Origin of the sequence: Extensimonas vulgaris (assembly GCF_003337425.1) — a bacterium.
Lineage (GTDB): Bacteria > Pseudomonadota > Gammaproteobacteria > Burkholderiales > Burkholderiaceae_C > Extensimonas > Extensimonas vulgaris.
Window position 1 is genome coordinate 19730 of the sequence record NZ_QPJU01000002.1, and the last position, 20797, is coordinate 40526.

The 20797-nt window shown below is 65.5% G+C and carries 23 protein-coding genes; 3 read left to right on the forward strand and 20 right to left on the reverse strand.

Going from position 1 to position 20797, the window contains the following annotated elements:
- Nucleotides 1-16: 16 nt before the first annotated feature.
- From fliJ to fliF, 5 genes are read right to left on the reverse strand one after another with little or no spacing between them, the layout of a single operon-like run.
- Complete coding sequence (gene fliJ / locus DFR45_RS03040; protein WP_114482231.1) at nucleotides 17-484, reverse strand: flagellar export protein FliJ; 468 nt, start codon at nucleotides 482-484, stop codon at nucleotides 17-19.
- Nucleotides 481-1878 (reverse strand): flagellar protein export ATPase FliI, encoded by a 1398-nt coding sequence (gene fliI, locus DFR45_RS03045; RefSeq protein WP_114482232.1) that lies wholly within the window; start codon nucleotides 1876-1878, stop codon nucleotides 481-483. Before fliI ends, fliJ begins: the two co-directional genes overlap by 4 nt.
- Nucleotides 1868-2677: a FliH/SctL family protein gene (locus DFR45_RS03050; protein WP_114482233.1), complete on the reverse strand. Its 810-nt coding sequence runs from the start codon at nucleotides 2675-2677 to the stop codon at nucleotides 1868-1870. Before DFR45_RS03050 ends, fliI begins: the two co-directional genes overlap by 11 nt.
- Complete coding sequence (gene fliG / locus DFR45_RS03055; protein ID WP_114482234.1) at nucleotides 2664-3659, reverse strand: flagellar motor switch protein FliG; 996 nt, start codon at nucleotides 3657-3659, stop codon at nucleotides 2664-2666. The genes DFR45_RS03050 and fliG overlap by 14 nt, the downstream gene beginning before the upstream one ends.
- A 34-nt stretch (nucleotides 3660-3693) precedes the next feature.
- Nucleotides 3694-5373, reverse strand: coding sequence for a flagellar basal-body MS-ring/collar protein FliF (gene fliF / locus DFR45_RS03060; RefSeq protein WP_114482235.1), 1680 nt, complete (start codon nucleotides 5371-5373; stop codon nucleotides 3694-3696).
- Nucleotides 5374-5590: 217 nt separating this feature from the next.
- Here fliF and fliE point away from each other — a divergent pair, with 217 nt between their 5' ends.
- Together fliE and DFR45_RS03070 are read left to right on the forward strand one after the other, a co-directional pair.
- On the forward strand, nucleotides 5591-5911 hold the full coding sequence (gene fliE / locus DFR45_RS03065) for a flagellar hook-basal body complex protein FliE (RefSeq protein WP_114482236.1): 321 nt from the start codon (nucleotides 5591-5593) through the stop codon (nucleotides 5909-5911).
- Nucleotides 5912-5954: 43 nt separating this feature from the next.
- On the forward strand, nucleotides 5955-6857 hold the full coding sequence (locus tag DFR45_RS03070; protein ID WP_114482237.1) for a DMT family transporter: 903 nt from the start codon (nucleotides 5955-5957) through the stop codon (nucleotides 6855-6857).
- 27 nt (nucleotides 6858-6884) lie between these two features.
- Here the strand turns inward: DFR45_RS03070 and DFR45_RS03075 are convergent, their stop codons facing one another.
- The 11 genes from DFR45_RS03075 to DFR45_RS03125 form a co-directional block, all read right to left on the reverse strand.
- Complete coding sequence (locus DFR45_RS03075) at nucleotides 6885-7715, reverse strand: SDR family oxidoreductase (protein WP_114482238.1); 831 nt, start codon at nucleotides 7713-7715, stop codon at nucleotides 6885-6887.
- Between the two features lie 55 nt (nucleotides 7716-7770).
- Complete coding sequence (locus DFR45_RS03080) at nucleotides 7771-8163, reverse strand: non-heme iron oxygenase ferredoxin subunit (protein ID WP_114482666.1); 393 nt, start codon at nucleotides 8161-8163, stop codon at nucleotides 7771-7773.
- A gap of 106 nt (nucleotides 8164-8269) precedes the next feature.
- Nucleotides 8270-9022, reverse strand: coding sequence for an ABC transporter ATP-binding protein (locus DFR45_RS03085; protein ID WP_114482239.1), 753 nt, complete (start codon nucleotides 9020-9022; stop codon nucleotides 8270-8272).
- 84 nt (nucleotides 9023-9106) lie between these two features.
- A complete protein-coding gene (locus DFR45_RS03090; RefSeq protein WP_114482240.1) occupies nucleotides 9107-9898 on the reverse strand; it encodes an ABC transporter ATP-binding protein in 792 nt (263 codons plus the stop codon).
- Nucleotides 9895-10926 (reverse strand): branched-chain amino acid ABC transporter permease, encoded by a 1032-nt coding sequence (locus DFR45_RS03095; RefSeq protein ID WP_170132838.1) that lies wholly within the window; start codon nucleotides 10924-10926, stop codon nucleotides 9895-9897. Before DFR45_RS03095 ends, DFR45_RS03090 begins: the two co-directional genes overlap by 4 nt.
- A gap of 8 nt (nucleotides 10927-10934) precedes the next feature.
- Nucleotides 10935-11807 carry a branched-chain amino acid ABC transporter permease gene (locus tag DFR45_RS03100; RefSeq protein WP_241659302.1) on the reverse strand — a complete coding sequence of 291 codons (873 nt, stop codon included), beginning with the start codon at nucleotides 11805-11807 and terminating at the stop codon, nucleotides 10935-10937.
- Between the two features lie 6 nt (nucleotides 11808-11813).
- Nucleotides 11814-12974, reverse strand: a complete 1161-nt coding sequence (locus DFR45_RS03105; RefSeq protein WP_158636966.1) for an ABC transporter substrate-binding protein — start codon at nucleotides 12972-12974, stop codon at nucleotides 11814-11816.
- 125 nt (nucleotides 12975-13099) lie between these two features.
- Nucleotides 13100-14680 (reverse strand): class I adenylate-forming enzyme family protein, encoded by a 1581-nt coding sequence (locus tag DFR45_RS03110; RefSeq protein WP_114482244.1) that lies wholly within the window; start codon nucleotides 14678-14680, stop codon nucleotides 13100-13102.
- Between the two features lie 116 nt (nucleotides 14681-14796).
- Nucleotides 14797-15243, reverse strand: a complete 447-nt coding sequence (locus DFR45_RS03115; protein ID WP_114482245.1) for a Zn-ribbon domain-containing OB-fold protein — start codon at nucleotides 15241-15243, stop codon at nucleotides 14797-14799.
- A 24-nt stretch (nucleotides 15244-15267) separates the two neighbouring features.
- Complete coding sequence (locus tag DFR45_RS03120) at nucleotides 15268-16464, reverse strand: thiolase family protein (RefSeq protein WP_114482667.1); 1197 nt, start codon at nucleotides 16462-16464, stop codon at nucleotides 15268-15270.
- 8 nt (nucleotides 16465-16472) lie between these two features.
- Nucleotides 16473-17006, reverse strand: a complete 534-nt coding sequence (locus DFR45_RS03125) for an aromatic-ring-hydroxylating dioxygenase subunit beta (protein ID WP_241659303.1) — start codon at nucleotides 17004-17006, stop codon at nucleotides 16473-16475.
- Between the two features lie 169 nt (nucleotides 17007-17175).
- Between DFR45_RS03125 and DFR45_RS14745 the strand changes: the two genes are divergently transcribed.
- Nucleotides 17176-17298 (forward strand): hypothetical protein, encoded by a 123-nt coding sequence (locus DFR45_RS14745; protein ID WP_277874938.1) that lies wholly within the window; start codon nucleotides 17176-17178, stop codon nucleotides 17296-17298.
- Here the strand turns inward: DFR45_RS14745 and DFR45_RS03130 are convergent.
- The 4 genes from DFR45_RS03130 to dmpG all read right to left on the reverse strand — a co-directional run bounded on the left by DFR45_RS03130 (nucleotide 17268) and on the right by dmpG (nucleotide 20795).
- Entirely contained in the window at nucleotides 17268-18539 is a 1272-nt protein-coding gene (locus DFR45_RS03130) for an aromatic ring-hydroxylating oxygenase subunit alpha (protein ID WP_114482247.1), read from the reverse strand. The genes DFR45_RS14745 and DFR45_RS03130 overlap by 31 nt on opposite strands.
- Nucleotides 18540-18728: 189 nt before the next feature.
- Nucleotides 18729-18920 (reverse strand): 2-hydroxymuconate tautomerase, encoded by a 192-nt coding sequence (locus tag DFR45_RS03135; protein WP_114482248.1) that lies wholly within the window; start codon nucleotides 18918-18920, stop codon nucleotides 18729-18731.
- 29 nt (nucleotides 18921-18949) lie between these two features.
- Entirely contained in the window at nucleotides 18950-19741 is a 792-nt protein-coding gene (gene dmpH / locus DFR45_RS03140) for a 2-oxo-3-hexenedioate decarboxylase (RefSeq protein WP_114482249.1), read from the reverse strand.
- A 10-nt stretch (nucleotides 19742-19751) separates the two neighbouring features.
- Nucleotides 19752-20795, reverse strand: coding sequence for a 4-hydroxy-2-oxovalerate aldolase (dmpG, locus tag DFR45_RS03145; protein WP_114482250.1), 1044 nt, complete (start codon nucleotides 20793-20795; stop codon nucleotides 19752-19754).
- Nucleotides 20796-20797: the final 2 nt, after the last annotated feature.

Consider the following 20797-nt stretch of genomic DNA (forward strand, 5'->3'; position numbering starts at 1 on the left):
CCGGGGCGTCGGCGGTTCAGGTTGATGGGGTGCGGGCGGCCTGCGTGCGCAGGCGGTGCTGCAGCATGGCGCGCTCGTCGGTCAGTTTTTGCTCGCGGCGCGCTTGCGATTGCATCTGCTCATGCTCTTTGTGTGATAGCAGCTTGCGCAGGCTCAGCAAGCGCTGCTCGGCTTTTAGAAGCTTATCCTGCGCCTGCTGCAGGCGCGCGGCGTGGCCCTGCACCACCTGGATTTGCAACTCGGCGGCGTGCTGCAGGCGTCCCATGAACTGGTAGTGGTGCTGCAGCACCTGCGGCTGCAGGCGCGCATCGGCGCGCGGGCCCCAGCGCGTTTCGGTCTCCTGCGCGTAGGACTGCAGTTGGTCGAGCTGCGCCTGCGCCGCCTGTTGCGCGGTCTGTGCGCCGCGCAGGCTCTGGCGTGCGGCGTCACGTTCGCGTTCGGCCATTTCGATGGCAAGGCGCAAGGCATTCAAGGTTTGGTTCATGGTGAGGCATCCAGCAGTTGCGCCATGGCCTGCACGCTGTGCTCGAGCGTCGCGGCTTCGTACATGTCCTGCTGCAAAAAGGCCGCCATCTGCGGCTGCAGGCGGATCGCTTCGTCGAGCTGCGGGTCGGTGCCGGGCACGTAGGCGCCGACCTGGATCAGGTCGCGGCTTTTCTGGTAGCGCGAGTAGAGCGCGCGAAAGCGCCGCGCTAGCTCGAGGTGCCCCCGCGACACCACGCTGTGCATTACGCGCGAGGCCGATTGTTCGATGTCTATGGCCGGGTAATGCCCGGCTTCGGCGAGCGCGCGCGAGAGCACGATATGCCCGTCGAGGATGGCGCGCGCGGCGTCGGCGATCGGGTCCTGCTGATCGTCGCCCTCGGACAGCACGGTGTAGAACGCCGTGATCGAGCCCACGCCGTGCAGGCCGTTGCCGCTGCGCTCGACGAGCTGCGGCAGCCTGGCAAAGCACGAGGGCGGATAGCCCTTGGTGGCCGGCGGCTCGCCGATGGCCAGCGCGATCTCGCGTTGCGCCATGGCGTAGCGCGTCAGCGAATCCATGAGCAGCAGCACATGCTGGCCCTGGTCGCGGAAATGTTCGGCCACGGCCGTGGCATACGCCGCGCCCTGCATGCGCAAGAGCGGCGGCGCGTCGGCCGGCGCCGCGACCACGACCGAGCGTGCACGGCCTTCGGCCCCGAGGATGTCTTCGATGAATTCCTTGACCTCGCGCCCGCGCTCGCCGATGAGCCCGACCACGATCACGTCGGCCTGCGTGTAGCGCGCCATCATGCCCAGCAGCACGCTCTTGCCCACACCCGAGCCCGCGAAAAGCCCCAGGCGCTGGCCGCGCCCCACGGTGAGCAAGGCGTTGATCGCGCGCACGCCGGTGTCGAGCGGCGTGCGCACGGGATCGCGCTCCATGGCGTTGATCTGGCCGCGGCCCAGCGGCACGGCTGCCACCTCGGCGAGCGGCCCGCCGTGGTCCAGCGGCTGGCCTTGCGCGTCGACCACGCGCCCGAGCAGGCCCGCGCCCATGGGCAGGCGCAGCACGCTGCCGCGCAGCAGCGCGCGTGGCGGCTCGCCCAGGCGCGGCACGGGCACGTAGGGCGCGGCCGGCACCACGCTGGCACCACTCGAGAGGCCTTGGGTGTCGCCTGCGGGCATGAGCAGGGCATGGTCGCCCGCAAAGCCCACGACTTCGGCGAGCACGGGCTCTTGGCCCGGCATTTGCACCGTGCACTGTGACCCCACGGGGGCGCGCAGGCCGCTGGCTTCGAGCACCAGGCCGGTCAAGCGCGTGAGCGTGCCGCTGCTTTGCAAAGGCAACTCTGCCCGGGCACGCGCGCGCGCCTCTTGCAAAAAGCGCTCCCAGGCGCCGGGTTCAATCGCCATGCGTGGCCTCCTGCGCGGGCGTGCTGCGGCCAGCGGCCTGGGGTTCGGACGGCAGTGCCGAGGGCGACTCTGCCGGGGGCGAGGTCTGCCACGCCGATTCGAGCCCCAGCGCGGCGATGGCGCGTTGCCAGCGTGTTGCGAGCCGCCCGTCGATCACCGTGCCGCCCGACTCGACCAGGCAGCCGCCGGCCGGCACGCTGGCGTCGGTGACCCATTGCACGCCATTTGCCTGTGCAAAGGCCGCCTGCAGCGCGGCGCCGAGCGCCTCCATGTCGGAGGGGTTCAGGCGCACCAGTGCGGGGCGGCCTTCGGCGAGCAATTGTTCGACGGCTTCGCGCACCACGGGCAGCAGTGCCTGCGTGTCGGTGGCGAGTTCGCGCCGCACCACCTGGCGGGCGAGCTCGCACGCCAGCTGCAGCACCTGCTGCGCGAGCTGCTGCTGCAGCGTGTCGAGTGATTGCGCGAAAGACTGGTACACGCCCTGCAGCCGCTCGGCGGCCTGCTGGCCTTGGTGCGCAATGTAGTCGTCGAGGCGCTGCTGCCATTCGAGGCTGGCTTGCTGGTGGCCCTGCTCCATGCCCGCGGCGAGGCCCTGGGCGTAGGCTTGGTCGTGCGCTTGCTGCAATTGCGCCGCCAGCTCCTGCGCCGACGGCGTGGTGGCCGCCGCCGGCAGCTCGGCCTCTGCAGGCGGGGTGTGTACGCCTTCGGCCGTCACGGTGCCGAATTTCCACTGCGTGACGTCGCCCACCTCTTCGCTCGGGATGAAGCGTGCGTAATGGCGCGTGTCAGACGAGGGCATCTTCGCCGCCTCCGCTGATGGTGATCTGGCCCTCGTCGGCCAGGCGCCTTATCGTCTTGAGAATTTCTTTTTGCTGCGCCTCGACTTCGGACAGGCGCATGGGGCCGCGCGATTCGAGGTCTTCGCGTAGCGCTTCGGCCGCACGCGTGGACATGTTGCGGAAAAATTTTTCGCGCACCTCCGGCCCGGCGCCCTTGAGGGCTACGACCAGCGTTTCCGAGGCCACCTCGCGCAATACGGTCTGGATCGCGCGGTCGTCAAGTTTGAGCACGTCGTCGAAGACGAACATCTTGTCCATGATTTTTTGCGCCAGGTCGGGGTCGTAGCCGCGGATCGCCTCGATGACGGCGCTCTCCATGGCGCCGCCGAGCAGGTTGATGATTTCCGCGGCCGCCTTGACCCCGCCGAGCGAGCTCTTGCGCACCTTGTCGCCGCCCGCGAGCACCTGGAACAGCACCTCGTTGAGATCCTTGAGTGCCGTGGGCTGAATGCCCTCGAGCGTGGCCACGCGCAGCATCACCTCGGCACGCTGGCGTTCGTTGAACTGCTTGAGGATGTCGGCCGCGTGGTCGGGGTCCAGGTGCACGAGGATCGCGGCGATGATCTGCGGGTGTTCGTTGCGCAGCAGCTCGGCCACGGACAATGGGTCCATCCACTTCAGGCTCTCGATGCCCGAGACGTCACCGCCTTGCAGGATGCGGTCGATCAGCAGCGCGGCTTTGTCGTCGCCGAGCGCGCGCTTGAGCACCGCGCGCACGTAGTTGCCGGTGTCGGACACGAGCAGGCTTTGCGCCGCCGCCTCTTGGGTGAAGCGGTTGATGACTTCGTCGACCTTGTCGCGCGAGACGGTGCGCATACGCGCGATGGTCTCGCCGAGCTTTTGCACCTCTTTGGGCGAGAGGTGCTTGAAGACCTCGGCGGCCTCCTCCTCGCCCAGGGACATCAGCAAAATGGCGGCGTCGTTCAGACCTTGCTCATCCATGGCGGCGTCACTCAATGAAAAAGGGCCAACGATCTCACCCTGGCAGGGCGTCGCCATTCACCCAGCTTTTGAGGATATTGGCAACGGCCACGGGGTTCTGTTTGGCCAGGGTACGCGCCTCTTCGAGGCGCACTTGTTCGGGTGGCGGGGGCAGGGCCTCGGCGCGGGCCGCAGGCGCCGGCAGGGGCGGGCGCTCGGGTTGCTCGGCTTCGAGCGCATCGAGTTTGCGCCCGGCCGCAGCGGATTTGCTGCCTTGCAACACGGGGCGCACCAGGCCCCACAGCACCAGCGCGGCGAGCAACACCATGCCGATCGGCCATGCATAGCCGCGCAACAGGTCGAGAAATTCAGGGCGCTTCCAAAGTGGCAGCTCGGAGGGCGGCGCGGCGAGCGACTGGAACGGCGCATTCATGAGGTTGACCGAATCGCCGCGATCCTTGTTGAAGCCGATGGCGTCACGCACCAGGGCAGTCATCTGCTCGACCTGCTCGGGCGTGAGCGCCTTGGTCACGGTCTTGCCCTTTTCTTCGAGCGTCTGGTAGTTCACGACCACGGCCGCGGACAGGCGCTTGACGGCGCCGGGGTTTTCGCGCGTCACACGCACGGTTTTGTCCACTTCGTAGTTGGTGATCGATTCGCGCTTGCTCGCGGCGCCAGCAGCACCCTGCTGCTGGCCGTTGGCCGCCGCCAGCGGCGCCGAGGCGCCATTGATGGGGGCGTTTGACGGCCCTGGCGGTTGGTTGCTCGTTGCGCCAGGAACGCCCGCAGGCGGCCCGGGCGGTTGCGGCCCGGTGCTTTCGACCACCTGCTGGCTGCGCACGGCACTGGCCTCGGGTGCGAGGTTGGGGCGGTGCTGCTCGGAGGTGGACTCGCTCTGGCTGAAATCGACCTCGGCGGTGACCTGGGCCTTTACGTTGCCCGGCCCGACGACGGGCTCGAGGATTTCCATGATGCGGCGTGCGTACTGCTGCTCGAGCTGCTGCAGATACGCCAATTGCTGCGCATCGGCGCCGCTGCCTGCCGCATCGGGCGCTTGCGACAGCAGCTTGCCGCTGTCGTCGAGCACGCTCACGTCTGCGGGCGACATCTCGGGCACGCTCGAAGCGACGAGATGCACGATACCGGCGATCTGCGCGCGGTCGAGCGTGCGCCCGGGGTACAGGCTCAGCAGCACCGAGGCCGAGGGCTTTTGCTGTTCGCGGAAAAAACCATTTTGATTCGGCAGCGCCAGGTGCACGCGCGCGCTTTGCACCGAGGACAAAGCTTGTATCGAGCGTGTGAGTTCGCCTTCGAGCCCGCGCTGGAAGTTGACCCGCTCCTGGAACTGCGTCATGCCGAAGCGGTTGCCGCCCTCCATGATCTCGAAACCCACCACCGAGCCTTTGGGCAAGCCCAGTGTCGCCAGGCGCAGGCGCACGTCATGCACACGATCGGCAGGCACCAGAATTGCTCCGCCGCCTTCGGAATACTTGTAGGGCACGTTCATTTGCGCGAGCTGCGCGACGATGGCGCCGCCGTCCTTGTCGCTCAAATTGGTGAACAGCACGCGGTAGTCGGCCTGCCGGCCGAACACCACGGCAGCCACGAGCAGCGCGACGAGCAGGGCCACGCCCAGTCCCAGGCGCAGGCGCTGGGAGTTGTCCAACGTCGACAGCCGCTGCAGCCAGGGCGCACGCGCCGGCGCGGCGGTGGGTATTTCTGCAAGTTCGGGCATGGTGCGTAGGTGCGTAAAAAACTGTGGGGATTTGCCTTGGCGCAGACCAAAAAGTCTGCTGCGCCGACAGGCTGGTAGGGCAGTGTCATTATTCGCGCGCTCCCCGGGTCTGTTCGTCCGATAAGGCGTTCATTTGACCATCATTTCGGCGCGCTGCAAGGTCGGCGCCGCAATAGCATTGCCCCATCGCTTCGTTCGACTTTCCAAGGATATTGCCATGGACCTGCGCATTTCAAGCACCACCGTCCCCCTTGCGGGCGCCGGTCTGGCGCGCCGTGGCGCAGCCCCGCAGGCAGACGCGGGCGGCGTCGGCGGTGCGGGCTTTGCCAGCGAACTCAAGGGCGCCTTGCAATCGGTGAGCGCGGCCCAGAACCAGGCCACGCAGCTGCAGCGCGAGGTGCAGCTCGAAAACCCCGCTGTGAGCCTCGAAGAAACCATGCTCGCGATCCAGAAGGCGCAGATCGGCTTTCAGGCCACGCTCAACGTGCGCAACCGCATGGTGCAGGCCTACACCGACATCATGAACATGCAGGTGTGATGCCCCGCGCCCGCAAGCGCGCCATGCCCGCTACAGTTGCGGCATGACGCAAAAGCTCACCCCTGCAACCACCGCCCTGCTCGTCATCGCGCCGCTGATGTGGGCGGGCAATGCCGTGGCCGGCCGCATGGTGCACACGCTGGTCTCGCCGTTCACGCTCAATTTTTTGCGCTGGCTGCTGGCCTTCGCGCTGCTGCTGCCGCTGGCCCATGGCGTGCTGCGCCCCGGCAGTGCGCTGTGGGGTCAGTGGCGGCGTTTTGCGCTGCTCGGGCTGCTGGGCATTGGCCTGTATAACGCGCTGCAATACATGGCGCTGCAGACCTCCACGCCGATCAACGTCACGCTCGTGGGCGCGAGCATGCCGGTGTGGATGCTGCTCGTGGGCGCGCTGTTTTTCGGCGCCAGGGTCGCGGCCCGGCAAGTGCTGGGGGCGCTGCTGTCGATCGGCGGTGTGCTGCTGGTGCTCAGCCGCGGCGAGTGGGCGCAGCTGCTCGCGCTGCGCCTGGTGCCGGGCGACCTGTTCATGCTGCTCGCGGCGATTTCCTGGGCTTTTTACAGCTGGCTGCTGGTGCGTACCAGCGCTCCGGCGGGCATGCGCGGCGACTGGGCTGGGCTGCTGATGGCGCAGGTGGTCTTCGGCCTGGGCTGGTCGGGCGCGCTCTCGGCCTTCGAGTGGGCCACGGGGCGTGGGCATGTCACCTGGAATGCGCTCTTCGTCGCGGCGCTCGCGTTCATCGCCATCGGCCCGGCCGTCGTGGCCTACCGCTGCTGGGGCATAGGCGTGCAGCGCGTGGGGCCGGCCATCGCGAGCTTTTTCTCCAACCTCACGCCGCTGTTCGCGGCGCTGCTTTCGGCGGCACTGCTGGGCGAGGCGCCGCAGCTGTTCCATGCTGCGGCCTTTGCGCTGATCGTGGGGGGTATCTGGGTGTCGTCGCAACGGGCCTGAAGCCCTTGGACGATCGCGCGCGACCGATCAGAACGTGCCCGGATAGGCGCCGCCGTCGGGCAGAATGTTCTGCCCCGTGAGGTAGCCGGCCTGCACGCTGCACAAAAAGGCGCAAATGGCGCCGAACTCCTCGGGTGTGCCGAAACGCCCGGCGGGAACCTGCGCCTGCTGCTGGCGGCGCATTTCCTGCGCGTTGACACCTGCGGCCTGGGCCATGGCGACGAGGGTGGCTTCAAGCCGCTCGGTCGCGAACTTGCCCGGCAGCAGGTTGTTGATGGTCACCCCCTGCGCCGCAACCTTGCTGCGCGCGAGACCAGCGATGAAACCCGTGAGCCCGCTGCGCGCGCCGTTGGACAGGCCGAGCACGTTGATGGGCGCCTTGACCGCGCCCGAGGTGATGTTGACGATGCGGCCAAACCCGCGCGCCGCCATGCCATCGACGGTGGCCTTGATGAGCTCGATCGGCGTGAGCATGTTGGCGTCTATGGCGCGCAGCCAGTCGGCGCGCTCCCAGTCGCGGAAGTCGCCTGGCGGCGGCCCGCCCGCGTTCGTGACCACGATGTCGAAGTCGCGCCCCGGCCCGCCGGGGGCGCCGAACACCGCCGCGCGGCCCTCGGGCGTGGTGATGTCGGCAGCCACCGCGAGCACCATGGGTTTTAAGCCATTTTGGCCGCTAGCCCTTGATACATCTGCGCTGGAAGCTATCAATTTAGATGCTGCCTGCTGCAGGGTGTCGGGCTGGCGCGCGTTGATGACGACGTTCACGCCCTCGCGCACCAGCGCCTGCGCGCAACCAAAGCCCAGCCCCTTGCTCGCGCCGCACACCAGCGCCCACTTGCCTGCGATTCCTAAATCCATGACGCGTCTCCTCAAAGAATCAAGACCACGAATATAGGACTTGCGCGCCAGGATTTCAGGCCGCGTCGTCCGCGCAGTGCCCGGCGTCGAGCGCAGCGAATATCTGATCGCCCTCGACCTTGACCGGATACACCATCAAAGCCTTGGTACAGGGGTAGGCGGTTGCGGCGCCAGTGCGGATGTCGAAGCGCCCGGCGTGAAACGGGCATTCGATCTCGCAACCGACGATCTCGCCCTCGGACATGGAGGCGTCGCCATGCGTGCAGGTGTCGTCCATGACGAAGTATTCGCCCTCGAGGCACACCACGGCCAGCGGCGGCCGCCCTTCGACCTGCACCTGCAGCGGGTAGTCTGGCTCGACCTCGCTGGTGCGGGCAATGAATGTGTACGCAGGCGCGGCGCCTTCGCCTTGCGCTTGGGGTGTAGAAGAAGAAACAGAAGTGCTCATAAAACCAAAAATCAAGGAAGGAAATGGGCCGTCGTCCATCAACGCTGCCCGCAAAGGGCAAGCATCATACCCAGTCGCTTCGCTGCAACAGGTGAATCACGGTGCATCAGGCTTCCTCCAACAGCTGCTCATCCGCGCACAGAGCGTCCTCGTCCGCGCCCAGCCCCAGATAGGCGGCACGCACCATCGGGTCGTCCATGAGCGCCGCGCCGCGTCCCTCATGGACGATGCGCCCGCTTTCGAGCACATAGGCCCAATCGGCCAGCGGCAGCGCCTCGTGCGCGTTTTGCTCCACGAGCAGGATGGTCATGCCGTCGCGCCGCAGGTTCGCGATGATGGAAAACACTTCCTCTACGATCAGCGGCGCCAATCCCATCGAAGGCTCGTCGAGCAGCAGCAGACGCGGCTGACTCATCAATGCCCGCCCGATCGCGAGCATCTGCTGCTGGCCGCCCGAGAGCAGCCCCGCATGCTCCTTGCGCCGGTTCGCGAGCGCAGGAAACAGTTGGTACATGCGTTCGAGCTCGCGCTCGACTTCTGCCTTGGGGCGGGTTTGCCCGCCCAGGCGCAGGTTCTCATCGACGGACAGGTCTCCGAAAACGCAACGGCCCTCCGGGCAGTGCGCAATGCCGCGCCCAACGCGTCGATGCGCCGGCAACTTGCCCAGGGTCTGGCCGTCCAGCTCGATGCTGCCGCCGCGCAGGGGCTGCAGGCCCGAGATGGTTTTGAGCAGGGTGGTTTTGCCCGCACCGTTGCTGCCCACCAGCGCCACCAGCTGCCCGGGCATGACCTCCATGCTCACGCCGTGCAGGCATTGGATATGACCATACCAGCTGTCGACGCCGCGCAGGCGCAACAACGGCTGTACGTCCGTGGGGCGAGAGACATTTGGGATAGGCTGCGTCATGGATAACTCCTTTGCGCCGCAAAGCGGTAGGGGGATTCATTTGGTGCCCAGGTAAGCGGCAATCACGTCTGGATCGCGCGCCACCTCGGTCGGTGTGCCCTGCGCGATGCAGCGGCCATAGTTGAGCACCACCACGTGGTCGGACACGCCCATCACGAGTTTCATGTCATGCTCGATCAACACCACCGTGATGTGCTGCGCGGCCAGGCGTTCGATGATGCGCCCCATCTCGACTTTTTCGCTCGGATTGAGCCCCGCGGCGGGTTCGTCGAGCAGCAGCAGGCGCGGCGTGCGGATCAGCGCCCGCGCGAGTTCCAGCCGCTTGAGCGCACCGTAGGACATGGCGTCGGGCAGGCTGTCGGGCGAAACGTCGAGTCCCACCAGGGCAAGCAGATCCTGCACCTTGTCGCTCAGTTCGCGGTCGCGCCGTACGAGCGCAGGCAGACGCAAAATTCCGGCCCAGAGCCCGCCCTGCAGACCGACGTGCGCGCCCAGCAGGATGTTTTCGCGCACCGTCATGTTGCGGCATATCTTGAGGTTCTGGAAAGTGCGGCAGACGCCCAGCGTGGCGAGCGCATGGGGCGCCAGCGTGGCGGTGTCGTGGCCGTCGATCAGCACCCGCCCGGCGCTCGGGCGGTAAAGACAGCTCACGATGTTGAGCAGCGTCGTCTTGCCCGCGCCATTGGGGCCGATGAGCGAGTGCACATGCCCCTGACTCAAGGAGAACGTGACGTCCTCGAGCACCTTGGGGCCGCCAAAGTCCTTGTGCACGCCTTCGAGGCGCACGATGTCGTTTTCTGCCGCAAGGCTTTGCAGGACGGCGCTCATGTGCCTACCCCCGGGTGCGCAGTGCGGCGCGCGAGCCAGCGTTCGCGCAGCGTCGGCACGATGCCGCGCGGCATGAGCAGCACCACCGCAAACAGAATGCCGCCCACCACCAGGGTCTCGTACTCGGCCGCCTTGGCCAGCAGATGCGGCAGCAGCGTCACGATGCCGGCGCCCAGCACGGCCCCGGCGATGGAGCCTATGCCGCCCACCACGGCCATCATCAGGAATTGCACGGAATGCAGAAACGAAGCCGCATCCGGCGTGACAAAACCCGAGTAATGCGCATACAGGGCACCCATGAATCCGGCAATCGCCGCAGAAAACACGAAGATGCGCACCTTGTAGCTCTGCACATCGACGCCCATGGTGGTGGCAGCAATCTCGGCGTCGTGCAGCGCGCGCAGCGCGCGCCCCGCCGGAGAGCGCAGCAGATTGACCGAGGCGAGCACCGTCAGCACCAGCACCAGCAGCAGCACGCCGTACCAAGCGGCGTCGCCTTGCAGGGTGTGGCCTGCGAGCGTGAGCGGGTTGACGGACATGCCATCCGGCCCGCCGCTCCACTGCGGCTCGTTGCGCAACACGATGCCAAGCAAAAAGCCCACACCCAGCGTGGCCACCGCGAGGTAATAGCCCGACAGCTTGAGAAACAGCCGTCCCACGAGCCAGGCCAGCAGCACCGTGCCGCCAACGGCACAGACGATGGCCAGCAGCACCGGCCAGTTCTGCATGGTCGAGAGATACGCCGACAGATACGCGCCGCTGGCAAAAAATGCCGCATGGCCCAGGCTCAGCTGCCCCGTGGTGCCTATCATCAAGGTCAGCGACACGGCCACGGCGGCGTTGATGAACACCAGGTTGGCCACCGCCAGATAGAACGGATTGGGCACCAGCAACGGAAACGCCACCGCAGCAAGCAACGCAAGGGCCGCGAACCACGCCGTGCGCGCCGCACCATGTCTTGCGCCACGGGTCACACTTTCGCCCGCGCGCCCCTTCGAAGGTTTACCCGCAAGGGCCATAGATTCCATCACTCCCATCACACACGCTCCACACGCCGGCGGCCAAACAAGCCCGTGGGCTTGACCATGAACAGCAGCACGATCATCACGAAAGGCACGGCATCCTTGTAGGCGGACGACACATAGCCCGCCGTCATGGCTTCGGCCAGGCCGATCGCAAAACCGCCGAACACCGCTCCCCAAGGGCTGCCCATGCCGCCGATGATCGCGGCGATGATGCCTTTGAGGCCCACCATCACGCCCACGTCGGCATAGGTGTAGGTGATGGGCGCGGTGACGATGCCACCGATCGCGCCCAGCACGCCCGACAGGCCAAAGGCCAGCAGCAGCACACGCTTGACGTCTATGCCCATGAGCTGCGCAGTGGTCGGGTCCAGCGAGGCGGCAACAAAGCCGCGCCCGGTGCGGCTGTGGCGAAAAAACCAGGCCAGCCCGGCCAGCACCACGGCCGTGATGCCCATCACCCACAAGGCCTGCGGCAGTATCGTGGCACCGCCAATGCGCAAAGGCTCGCTGCCGCTGAACGCCGGGATCGAGCGCGTCTGCGTGCCCCACAACGCATGGGCCAGACCGCGCAACATGATGCCGAAGGCCACCGTGAGGATGATCACCTGCAGCACCCCCGAACGCTGCAGGGTGTAGGTGAACACCCGCTTCAGCAGCAAAGACACCACCAGGCCCGCGAGCACCGCGAGCAGCACGGCCAGCCAGAAGGGCATCTGCGTCTGCAGCAGCACGGCCGTGACCATGCCACCGATCATGACCGACTCACCCTGGGCAAAATTGAGCGCTCCGCTGGCGTTGTAGATCAGCGTGAAGCCCAGCGCCACCAAGGCGTAGCGTGCCCCTTCCGTGAGGCCCGAGGACAGAAACTGAATGAAAGCGTCCACGCGCACTTACTCCAGCAGCTTCCAACGCCCGTCCTTGACCTGCACGATGCGCAGCGATGTGGCCGTCAAACCCACGTGATCCGTCGGGCTCATCTTGAAGGGCCCGGTCACGCCGAGCACGGAGCTGGCTTCGATCGCGTCGCGCAGTTTGGCCGGATCGACGCTGCCGGTGCGCTGCACAGCCTCGCGGATCAGCAGCATGGCATCGTGCGCGTTGCCGGCAAAGAACGAGGGTACCTCGCCATACTTGGCCTGATAGGCCTTGACGTAGGCTTGCACCACGCCCTGCTGCGGGTTGTTGGCGGGTAGTTGGTCCCACACCAGGATGGCGCCGTTGGCCATCACCATGTCCTCTGCGGCAGCGCCGGCGAGCTTCACGAAAGCATCGGACGCCAGCGCGTGCGTGCCGTAGTGCGGCAGGGGAATGCCCAGTTGCTTGTAGTTCTTGGTGACGATGACGGCGGGTTCGCCAAAGCCGCAGTTCAGGATTGCCTGAATGCCCGGCGCCTGGCGCAGGTTGGTCAGCTGCGCGGTCATGTCGGTGTCTTTGGCGTTGAAAGACTCCTCGCGCACGATCTTCATCCCTCTTTTGGGAGCAACCTCTTGCGCCGCGGCCAGGCAGGCCCGGCCGAAGGCGTCCGTGCCTGCGATCACACCCACGTTGGCCAGGCCACGTTTGCGCATGTGGTCGTAGAGGCGCGTAATGGCCATGGCGTCCGTCTGGTTCATCTTGAAGACGAACTTCTTCACAGGGTCGATGATCACCGTGCCACCAGCGAGCGACAACATGGGCACACCGGCGCGCTCAACCAGCGGTACGGCCGACATCGTCGTTCCGGTAGTCGAGCCACCGATGATCACGTGCACGCCGTCGTTGTCGAGCATGCGCTTGACGAGCGTGTTCGCACGCGGCGGGCTGGATTCATCGTCGTAGCGGTACAGCTCGATCTTGCGGCCATCGATGCCACCACCGGCATTGATCATGTCCACATACATTTCCACCGTCTTCATGGCGCCCGCGCCCAGGTAGGACGCTGGGCCAGTCACGGAAAGATAGGCCCCGATTTTCAGGGGCGGCTTGGCTTGCGCCCAGGCTGTGGCGCCGAGCAGCGCCGAAGCGGCCAATGCCAGCGTGGCCGCCAGGCGTTTCGTGAAACGGTTTTTCATCATGTTCTCCTTGAACTTTGGATGTGAAGCGTTCTCTCTGACCTTCGAGGAGAGAGTCGCGTTGAGGGGCTCTTCTTGCCGGGCGCAAGTGGCGCGCACCTGCTCCCGGAAACTTCTTTTCCTTTTTATTCGACCTGCGTGCTCCAAGGGACGAGCCCAGGTTCAGAACTCAACCAGGCCTTGATCTCGTTTTTCTTGAGCTTGGCGTTCGAGGTCTTGGGCAGCGTGTCCACGAACACCACGTGCTTGGGTGTCTCGGGGCGGCTGAGCTTGCCGAGGCAGAAATCGATGAGGTCTGCCACCGTGGTTTGCTCGTGTCCTGCACGCTTGACGACCGCTGCGACCACGGCCTCGCCCCATTCGGGGTGCGGCACGCCGACCACGGCCACCTCTTCGACGGCAGGGTGCTCGACCAGCACAGCTTCGACCGTGGTCGGGAACACGTTCACGGCACCCGTGATGATGAGGAACTTCTGGCGATCCATCAGATACAGATAACCTCGTTCATCGAGACGGCCGATGTCGTTGGTGCGCAGCCAGCCGTCGGGCAGGGCCTCGGCCGTGGCTTCGGGCAGGTTGCGGTAGCCTTTCATCAGCGTGTTGCCGCGCAGCCAGACCTCGCCCACCTCACCCGGGGGCAAGATGGCGCCTTCGGGGTCGCGGATGGTGCAGTCGTAGTGGATGCCTATGCGCCCGACCGATTTCAACAGCCCAGGCTCTTCGCGCAGCGCGAGCTCGTGGTCTTTGTCGGTGAGGTAGCTGATCCAGCCGCCCGTGGCCTCGGTCATCGCGTAGGTCTGCATCAAGGCCACCTTGAAGGTGTCCTTGGCATCACGGATGAGCTTGGGCGTGGCCGGGGACGAGCCATAGATCATCATGCGCAGCGACGACAGGTCATAAACCGGATTGGCGCGCACTTCGGCGATGGCGCGCTGCAGCATGGTCGGCACGAGCAGGCCCACGGTGACCTTGAAACGCTCCACGTCGCGCAGATAGTTCTGCAGCTGGAATGCGCCGTCGGGCAGCACCATGGTCATGCCATTGCCCAGACCGAGCGAGGTCATCATGACCACGACCCAGGCCGAAGCCGCGGGCATGTACCACACATCGTCCGTGCTGAAGCCGAACTGGATCAGCGAGTGCAGGATGCAGTTGGCGCCGCCCTCGTGCGTGAGCAGCACGCCCTTGGGCACGCCGGTGGTACCCGAGGTGTAGCTGATGAACAGCACGTCGTCGCCCGCAAGCGCCGGCCACACGGGCTCGCCCTGCGCCTGCGCGAGCAATTGCTCGTAGTCCAGCGGCAGGCCGTGGCCTTCGCCGTAGCCGATCAGCGTGATGCCCAAAGCGGCGATCTCGCCCAGGTGCTGTTCGATCAGGGGCTTGCAGGGCGCCTGCACAAGCAGGAACCTGGTGTCGCTGTCCTTGAGCACGTGCAGCATTTCGGGCCAGGCGTACTGGGTGTTCAGCCCGACGCGCGGCGCACCGATCTTCATGCAGGCGAAGAAGTGTTCATAGACTTCGATGGTCTCCTGCGTGAGGATGGCGACGGTATCGTCCTTGCGGTGGCCGAGCTTTTGCAGCGCCACGGCAAAGCGGTCGGAACGCTCGTGCATCTGGCGCCACGTGGCGCTGCGGTCGCCGCACAGGTAGGCGGTCTTGTTCGGATAGTTCTGCGCACAGCGCCGAACCATGTCACGGGGAAGCATGGGAAAAGTCTCCTTGGTTTCTTCAGCACGACTTACGCAAATCGGGGCCAGGCAAGGCGCACGCCCCAAGGGCAATGCACTTTGCTGCATCCTTGTTTGCGTAAGTCCAGTTCAGCTCAAGCCGCCATGGGCCGGCTTTGTTTTGCGGTATCGCGTGCCGTTTTGCGTCTGGCGGTGTGTGCGGCACGACCACGCACGATGCGGAAAATCAAGCCCTTGTCGTCGAAAGCGGCTTTGAGGGCCATGCCCACTTGCACGTTCTCTGGCGCATCGGTGTCGATGCGGCAAATCAGGCGCGGGCCTTCTTCGAGCTCGACCAGGCCATGCACCAGCGGCACGGGAAAGTCGGGCGAGTAGGCGCGGCGCGTCACCGTGTAGGACAAGAGCTCGGCCTTGCCACTCGCGCGCTGCCAGCGCACGTTCGGGTCTTGCTGCGCGCACCAGCCGCGCTCGTGGTAGCCCAGCGCGGCGCCGGTTTTCTGGTTCACGGCGATCAGCAGCTGCTTTTTGGCGATGCCGGCGAGGAACTCCTCGTCGTAGCGGTGCAATTCGATGGCTTCCATAGGGTTTTCTCCTGCCAGGCACGCTCAGTGCAGCTTTGGGTGCGGGCTCACCAGCACACAGGTGTGGTAGTCGAGGCAACCGCCGTTGCCGCTGACCAGGATCAGGTCGTTTTTGACCTGGCGTTCGCCCCCGGCGCCACGCGCCTGAATCACGGCCTCGGACAGTGGCGTCATGCCCTGCAGGTAAAAGCCCGACAGATGGCCGCCGCCCGTATTGACCGGCAGCTTGCCGCCCGGCGCGGTGTGCCCGCGTTCGACGAAAGCGCCGCCGGCGCCGCGTTTGGCAAGCCCATAACCTTCGAGGCTCAGCACGCCCGCGTAAGAAAAGGCGTCGTAGAACTGGCATTGCGTCACGTCGCGCGCCGTGACGCCCGCGCTGCGGTACGCGGCCTTGCCTGCTTGCACCGCGCCCGTGAGCACTTCCGGATCGTCACCGCGCAGGCCCGAGCGGCCACGGTGTCCTTGCCCCATGCCATGGATATAGGTGGCCGGCCTGGGCGCATCGGCAGCGCGATCCGCCGAAGTGACCACGAGCGCGATCGCCCCGTTGACCGGAAAGCAGCAGTCGAGCACGCGAAACGGCTCGACCACGTACGGCGATGCCAAATAGTCCTGCAACGTGATCGGCTTGCGCAAAAAAGCCTGCGGGTTCAGCGCTGCCCATTGGCGGCAGGCGATGGCGTAGGCGCCAAGCTGCTCCGGCGTGGTGCCGTACAGCGCCATGTGCCGGCGCGCCGCAAGGGCATAGCCCGCCGTCGCCCCCAGAAAGCCCTGCCGCGCCTCCCAGCTCTCGATGCCGGACAAGGGCATGGCCAAGGCGAAGGTGTCGCCACCGCCCTTGCCCTTTTCCTTGATCGGCGTGTCAGAGAACACGCAGACGACCGCCTTGGCAAGCCCTGCTGCGACGGCCAGCGCAGCGTACTGCACCATCTGCACCGCGGTGGAGCCTTCCGAATCCATGGCGGCGAGCAAGGACAGGTCGCGCAAGCCGATGTCGTTTTGCATGCGCAGCGGCAGTTCTTCCGTGTGCGCGGTGGGGCTTTTGTTCAGCAGCAGGCCGTCGATGTCCTTGACCCGCAGGCCAGCATCGGCAATCGCCGCGAGGATGGCCGATGCGGCCAGCTCGCGCACGCTGCCTATGGGCTGGCGCGACATGGCGCTGAAACCCAAGCCCGTGATGGCTGCTTTCGCCTGGGGTTTTTTCGTCGAAGATTTCGCCATGGCGGGCATCAGATGATGAACGCCAGGCTGGGCACGTCTTCCTCGCCGTTCACGAGCATGACCTTCTTGAGGAACATGCCCAGGCTGCCGTCGGGGCGGCGGCGCAGGTGGTATTCGACGCGGCCGGGCCAGACCTCCAGCTTGCCCGTGGAAGACTTGCGCAACTCGTAGAGCACGAAGTTGCACTGCGCCTTCCAGCTGTCATCCGAGAGACGCTGCACCTCGATGTTGCTGAGCAGGCGGCGCATGGGCGACACCGGCACCTGGGCGTGGCGCTTGCCGGTGGCCAGCTGCGCGATGCGCGTGCGCAGGCGCGAGCGGTTGTCGGCAATGATGGACACGTGCTTGTTCATGTCGAAGTCGCCCTCGCCCAGCGGTACCCAATAGACCATGTCGTCCTCGACCAGCGCCTCCCATTCGAGGTAACGCGACTCGTCCGCAAGGCGCGCCTCCATATAGAGGAAGTCGCACACCATGCGGTACTCGCGCTCGCTGACCGGGCTGGTCGCGGTTGGTTCTTTCGTGGCTGTCATCGTTGTCATGTCAACGCTCCTGGTGCGCGCAGCAGCGCGGCGCGCGGTGATGGATGAAGGAAGAAATAGGGAAGGGGATGGTCTTTCTGCTAGGAGCCTGTCGGACTTTGGGCGTCGATAGCGAGAATGGGCCCCAGCGAGGCCAGTTTTGCCGGATTCGCCGCCCCATAGCGGGACTATGGGGCAAGAAGACGGTAAAAAATGGGCCGCTGCGGCGCATTCGCAGCCGACGATTCCAAAGTCCGACAGGCTCCTAGAGCACCTGGGGTTTCAGGCCGTCTCCGTCATGACCTTCTTGTAGTGGTTCCAGAAGCCCCGGTTGGTCGTCTCGTCGCTGATGTGGCCTACGACCACGCCCATGTCATCGACATGCTCGCGGTTCAGGCCGCGCGAGAGGTCGAGCCAGGCGTCTTCGCCGCGCAGGGCGATCTGCTGGCGCTCGGAGATCACGCTGTCGTCGGCCAGCAGGAAGGCGGCCGGCCCCATCGCGCCCTCGGAGTTGCGGATGATGCGTGCATTGAGCTCGTCGGAGGCACCTTCGAGCAGCATGGGCGTGTGCCACTGGATGCATTCGTGCGCGCTCACGGGCTGGAAGATGACGATGTTCATCTCGCCGAGGAACAGGTTCGGGAAGATGGCCGCGTGCGGCGGGCCGTCGCGCAGAATCTGGTCGGCCTTGGCCTCGCCGTGGAAGGCTTTCATCTGCGCCACATAGTCGGGATAGCGGTCGGCGCTGGTATTGAGCCACTCCAGATACCGTTTGTAGGTGGGCGAGAAATACAACTCGGTATGGCCGTTGCCCCAGTCCTTGGTTTCCGACTTCAGGCTTTCTTCGGTGGCGATCACGGCAGAGTCATACTGCGAGCGGATGACCTGCGCGAACGAGGCGTGCACGTCGTTGACGTGGTAGCCGTCGGTGTCGTTTTCGGGCAGCATCTTCCAGTTCGAGGCAAAGCGCTGCTTGGCCCAGCCGGCCGTGAGCTTGATGCGGCCCGTGGGCGACATGTCGCAGGAGCGGTCGAGCAGAATCTTTGCGCGCCCCAGGTGTTCGGACAGCGGCGGCACGTCGTCCTTGAAGCTCGCGAACACGAAGCCGCGGTAGCTCTCGGTGCGCAGCTTGCGCATGCCCAGCGTGGATTTGTCTTTCGTGAAACCACCCGGGTAGGGCACGTCTTTCAGATTGCCCCCGAGGTCGAACACCCAGCCGTGGTAGGCGCAGGTGAAGTATTTGTCTTTGCCGTGCTTTTCGACGCGCAGCATGTTGCCGCGGTGCGTGCAGCGGTTGACCAGCACGGCGATCGAGTTGTCACGCTGGCGCACCATCAGCACTTCTTCGAGGCCCAGCGTGCGGCGCACGTATTCGCCGGCGCTCGGGATTTCGGAGTCGTGGCCCACGAACACCCAGCCGCCGTGGAAGATTTTTTTCATCTCCTGTTCGAACAGCGCCTCGTTGGTATAGACGCTGCCGCGGATGCGGTCTTTTTCAATCAGGGCTGCCACATCCGGGGCAGAATTCAGACTAACAGTAGTTTGGGTGGTCATGACACACTCCTTTCAACGGCCGACATTGGCCCACAGACACATGAAACCTGGACTTACGCAAACAAGGATGCTGCAGAGTGTTTTGCCATGGGGCAAACGCCTTGCCGGTGCCCGATTTGCGTAAGTCGTGGAAACTTCTGACGGCGGGTGCACCACCCAGGCGCACCCGCTTCCCTTTAGAACCTGTTTTTAGCGCCCCAGGTCCTTGGCGCTGACACCCGCGATACCCCAGTTTTCCTTGGGCATGTCGTGGATCCAGACGCGCACGTTTTCCTTGGGGGCACCCAACGCTTCTTGCAGCGCCTGGGTCACTTTTTGGATCACGGCGCGCTTTTGCTCTTCGGTGCGGCCTTCGAGCAGGTAAATCTGTGCAAATGGCATAAAAAGCTCCTTGGTAAAAACCGCGCGAATCAGACGAAGCGCAGCCCCACGCTGCCCAGGTTCTGCACCTTGAGCGTGACGGCGTCGCCGGCCTGCACGGCCACGGCTTCGGTGATGCCGCCAGAGAGCACCAGGCTGCCCGCTGGCAGCTCCTGACCGCGTGCGGCCAGGTGGTTGACGAGCATGGCCACCGCAGCGGCGGGGTTGCCGACCACGGCGGCGCCGGCACCAAACGCCACGGGTACGCCGTTTTTCTCGAGCACCACGCCAAGCGTGCGCAGGTCGAGGTCTTGCGCATTTGCGATGCGGCTGCCGACGACGAAGCGCGCGGCCGAGGTGTTGTCGGCGATCACGCTCTTGGCGTCGAATTTGAAGTCGCGGTAGCGGCTGTCGATGACTTCGATGCCTGCGAGCACGAAGTCACACGCCGCGAGCACGGCGCCCACGTGGCAGCCCGGCCCTTTGAGCGCGGTCTTGGTGACGAAGCAGATCTCGGGCTCGACCTTGGGGTGGATGAGCTCGCTGACCTTGATGGCCGCGCCTTCGGGTACGGCGAATTCATCGACGAGAAAGCCGAACACCGGCTCGCTCACGCCCATTTGCTTCATCTTGGCAAACGAGGTCAGCCCAGCCTTGTAGCCGACCACACGCGCGCCGCGCGCCGTCTTGCGCGCGAGCACTGCCTCCTGCACGTCGTAGGCGTCGTCCCAGTCCATGCTGGGGTGCTGGTCGGTGATCTTGGGCGTGTCCTGCGCCTTGAGCTGGCAGTTCTCGAGGTACTCGGCCAACTGCGCGATGGTGGCTTTGTCCAATGTGCTCATCGCCGTCTCCTCAGGCTGCCTTGGCGGGGATCAGGCCGCGTTCCTTGGCCATGGTCAGGGCTGTGTCTTCGATCATGTCTTCCTGGCCGCCGACCATGCCGCGCCGGCCCAGCTCCACCAGGATGTCGCGCGCAGGGATGCCGTACTTGGCCGCCGCACGCTTGGCAAACAGCAGGAAGGAGCCGTACACCCCAGCATAGCCAAGCGTCAGCGCGTCGCGGTCGATGCGGATCGGGAAGTCCATGATGGGCACCACCAGGTCTTCGGCCACGTCGGTGATCTTGGCCACGTCCACGCCGGTTTGGATGCCCATGAGGTCGCACACCGCCACCAGCACCTCCATGGGCGTGTTGCCGGCGCCGGCACCCAGGCCCGCCGCCGCGGCGTCGATGCGCCGCGCACCCACTTCGATCGCCGCAATGGAGTTGGCCACACCCATCGCGAGGTTGTGGTGGCCGTGAAAGCCGAGCTCGGTTTCGGGCTTGAGCGCATCACGCACCGCGCTCAGGCGTGCCTTCACGCCGTCGGGCAGCAGGTGGCCGGCAGAATCGGTGATGTAGATGCAGTTGGCGCCGTAGCCCTCCATCAGCTTGGCCTGCTTGACCAGACCTTCGGGGCTGTTCATGTGGGCCATCATCAGGAAGCCCACCGTGTCCATGTCCATCTTGCGCGCCATCGTGATGTGCTGCTCGGACACGTCGGCCTCGGTGCAGTGCGTGGCCACACGGATGGTGTGCACGCCCAGATCGTGGGCCATCTTGAGGTGATCGACGGTGCCTATGCCTGGCAGCAGCAGCGCCGAGACCTTGGCCTGCTTCATCAGCGGAATGACGGCGGACAGGTATTCCTCGTCGGTGTGCGCGGGAAAGCCATAGTTGACGGAGCTGCCGCCCAGGCCGTCGCCGTGCGTGACTTCGATCAGCGGCACGCCGGCTGCGTCGAGACCGCAGGCGATGCTCTTCATCTGTTCGAGCGTCATCTGGTGGCGCTTGGGGTGCATGCCGTCGCGCAGGGTCATGTCGTGGACGGTGATTTTGGTTCCAGCAAGATTCATGG

What these genes read in the sequence shown, in the direction of transcription:
- DFR45_RS03075 (WP_114482238.1), bottom strand. Translation starts at nt 7,715, where the DNA reads ATGGATTTAGGAATCGCAGGCAAGTGGGCGCTGGTGTGCGGCGCGAGC.
- fliI (WP_114482232.1), bottom strand. Translation starts at nt 1,878, where the DNA reads ATGGCGATTGAACCCGGCGCCTGGGAGCGCTTTTTGCAAGAGGCGCGC.
- dmpG (WP_114482250.1), bottom strand. Translation starts at nt 20,795, where the DNA reads ATGAATCTTGCTGGAACCAAAATCACCGTCCACGACATGACCCTGCGC.
- fliJ (WP_114482231.1), bottom strand. Translation starts at nt 484, where the DNA reads ATGAACCAAACCTTGAATGCCTTGCGCCTTGCCATCGAAATGGCCGAA.
- DFR45_RS03095 (WP_170132838.1), bottom strand. Translation starts at nt 10,926, where the DNA reads ATGGAATCTATGGCCCTTGCGGGTAAACCTTCGAAGGGGCGCGCGGGC.
- fliF (WP_114482235.1), bottom strand. Translation starts at nt 5,373, where the DNA reads ATGCCCGAACTTGCAGAAATACCCACCGCCGCGCCGGCGCGTGCGCCC.
- DFR45_RS03115 (WP_114482245.1), bottom strand. Translation starts at nt 15,243, where the DNA reads ATGGAAGCCATCGAATTGCACCGCTACGACGAGGAGTTCCTCGCCGGC.
- DFR45_RS03070 (WP_114482237.1), top strand. Translation starts at nt 5,955, where the DNA reads ATGACGCAAAAGCTCACCCCTGCAACCACCGCCCTGCTCGTCATCGCG.
- DFR45_RS03125 (WP_241659303.1), bottom strand. Translation starts at nt 17,006, where the DNA reads ATGACAACGATGACAGCCACGAAAGAACCAACCGCGACCAGCCCGGTC.
- DFR45_RS03110 (WP_114482244.1), bottom strand. Translation starts at nt 14,680, where the DNA reads ATGCTTCCCCGTGACATGGTTCGGCGCTGTGCGCAGAACTATCCGAAC.
- dmpH (WP_114482249.1), bottom strand. Translation starts at nt 19,741, where the DNA reads ATGAGCACATTGGACAAAGCCACCATCGCGCAGTTGGCCGAGTACCTC.
- DFR45_RS03135 (WP_114482248.1), bottom strand. Translation starts at nt 18,920, where the DNA reads ATGCCATTTGCACAGATTTACCTGCTCGAAGGCCGCACCGAAGAGCAA.
- DFR45_RS03120 (WP_114482667.1), bottom strand. Translation starts at nt 16,464, where the DNA reads ATGGCGAAATCTTCGACGAAAAAACCCCAGGCGAAAGCAGCCATCACG.
- fliG (WP_114482234.1), bottom strand. Translation starts at nt 3,659, where the DNA reads ATGGATGAGCAAGGTCTGAACGACGCCGCCATTTTGCTGATGTCCCTG.
- DFR45_RS14745 (WP_277874938.1), top strand. Translation starts at nt 17,176, where the DNA reads ATGGGGCAAGAAGACGGTAAAAAATGGGCCGCTGCGGCGCATTCGCAG.
- DFR45_RS03090 (WP_114482240.1), bottom strand. Translation starts at nt 9,898, where the DNA reads ATGAGCGCCGTCCTGCAAAGCCTTGCGGCAGAAAACGACATCGTGCGC.
- fliE (WP_114482236.1), top strand. Translation starts at nt 5,591, where the DNA reads ATGGACCTGCGCATTTCAAGCACCACCGTCCCCCTTGCGGGCGCCGGT.
- DFR45_RS03050 (WP_114482233.1), bottom strand. Translation starts at nt 2,677, where the DNA reads ATGCCCTCGTCTGACACGCGCCATTACGCACGCTTCATCCCGAGCGAA.
- DFR45_RS03130 (WP_114482247.1), bottom strand. Translation starts at nt 18,539, where the DNA reads ATGACCACCCAAACTACTGTTAGTCTGAATTCTGCCCCGGATGTGGCA.
- DFR45_RS03080 (WP_114482666.1), bottom strand. Translation starts at nt 8,163, where the DNA reads ATGAGCACTTCTGTTTCTTCTTCTACACCCCAAGCGCAAGGCGAAGGC.
- DFR45_RS03105 (WP_158636966.1), bottom strand. Translation starts at nt 12,974, where the DNA reads ATGAAAAACCGTTTCACGAAACGCCTGGCGGCCACGCTGGCATTGGCC.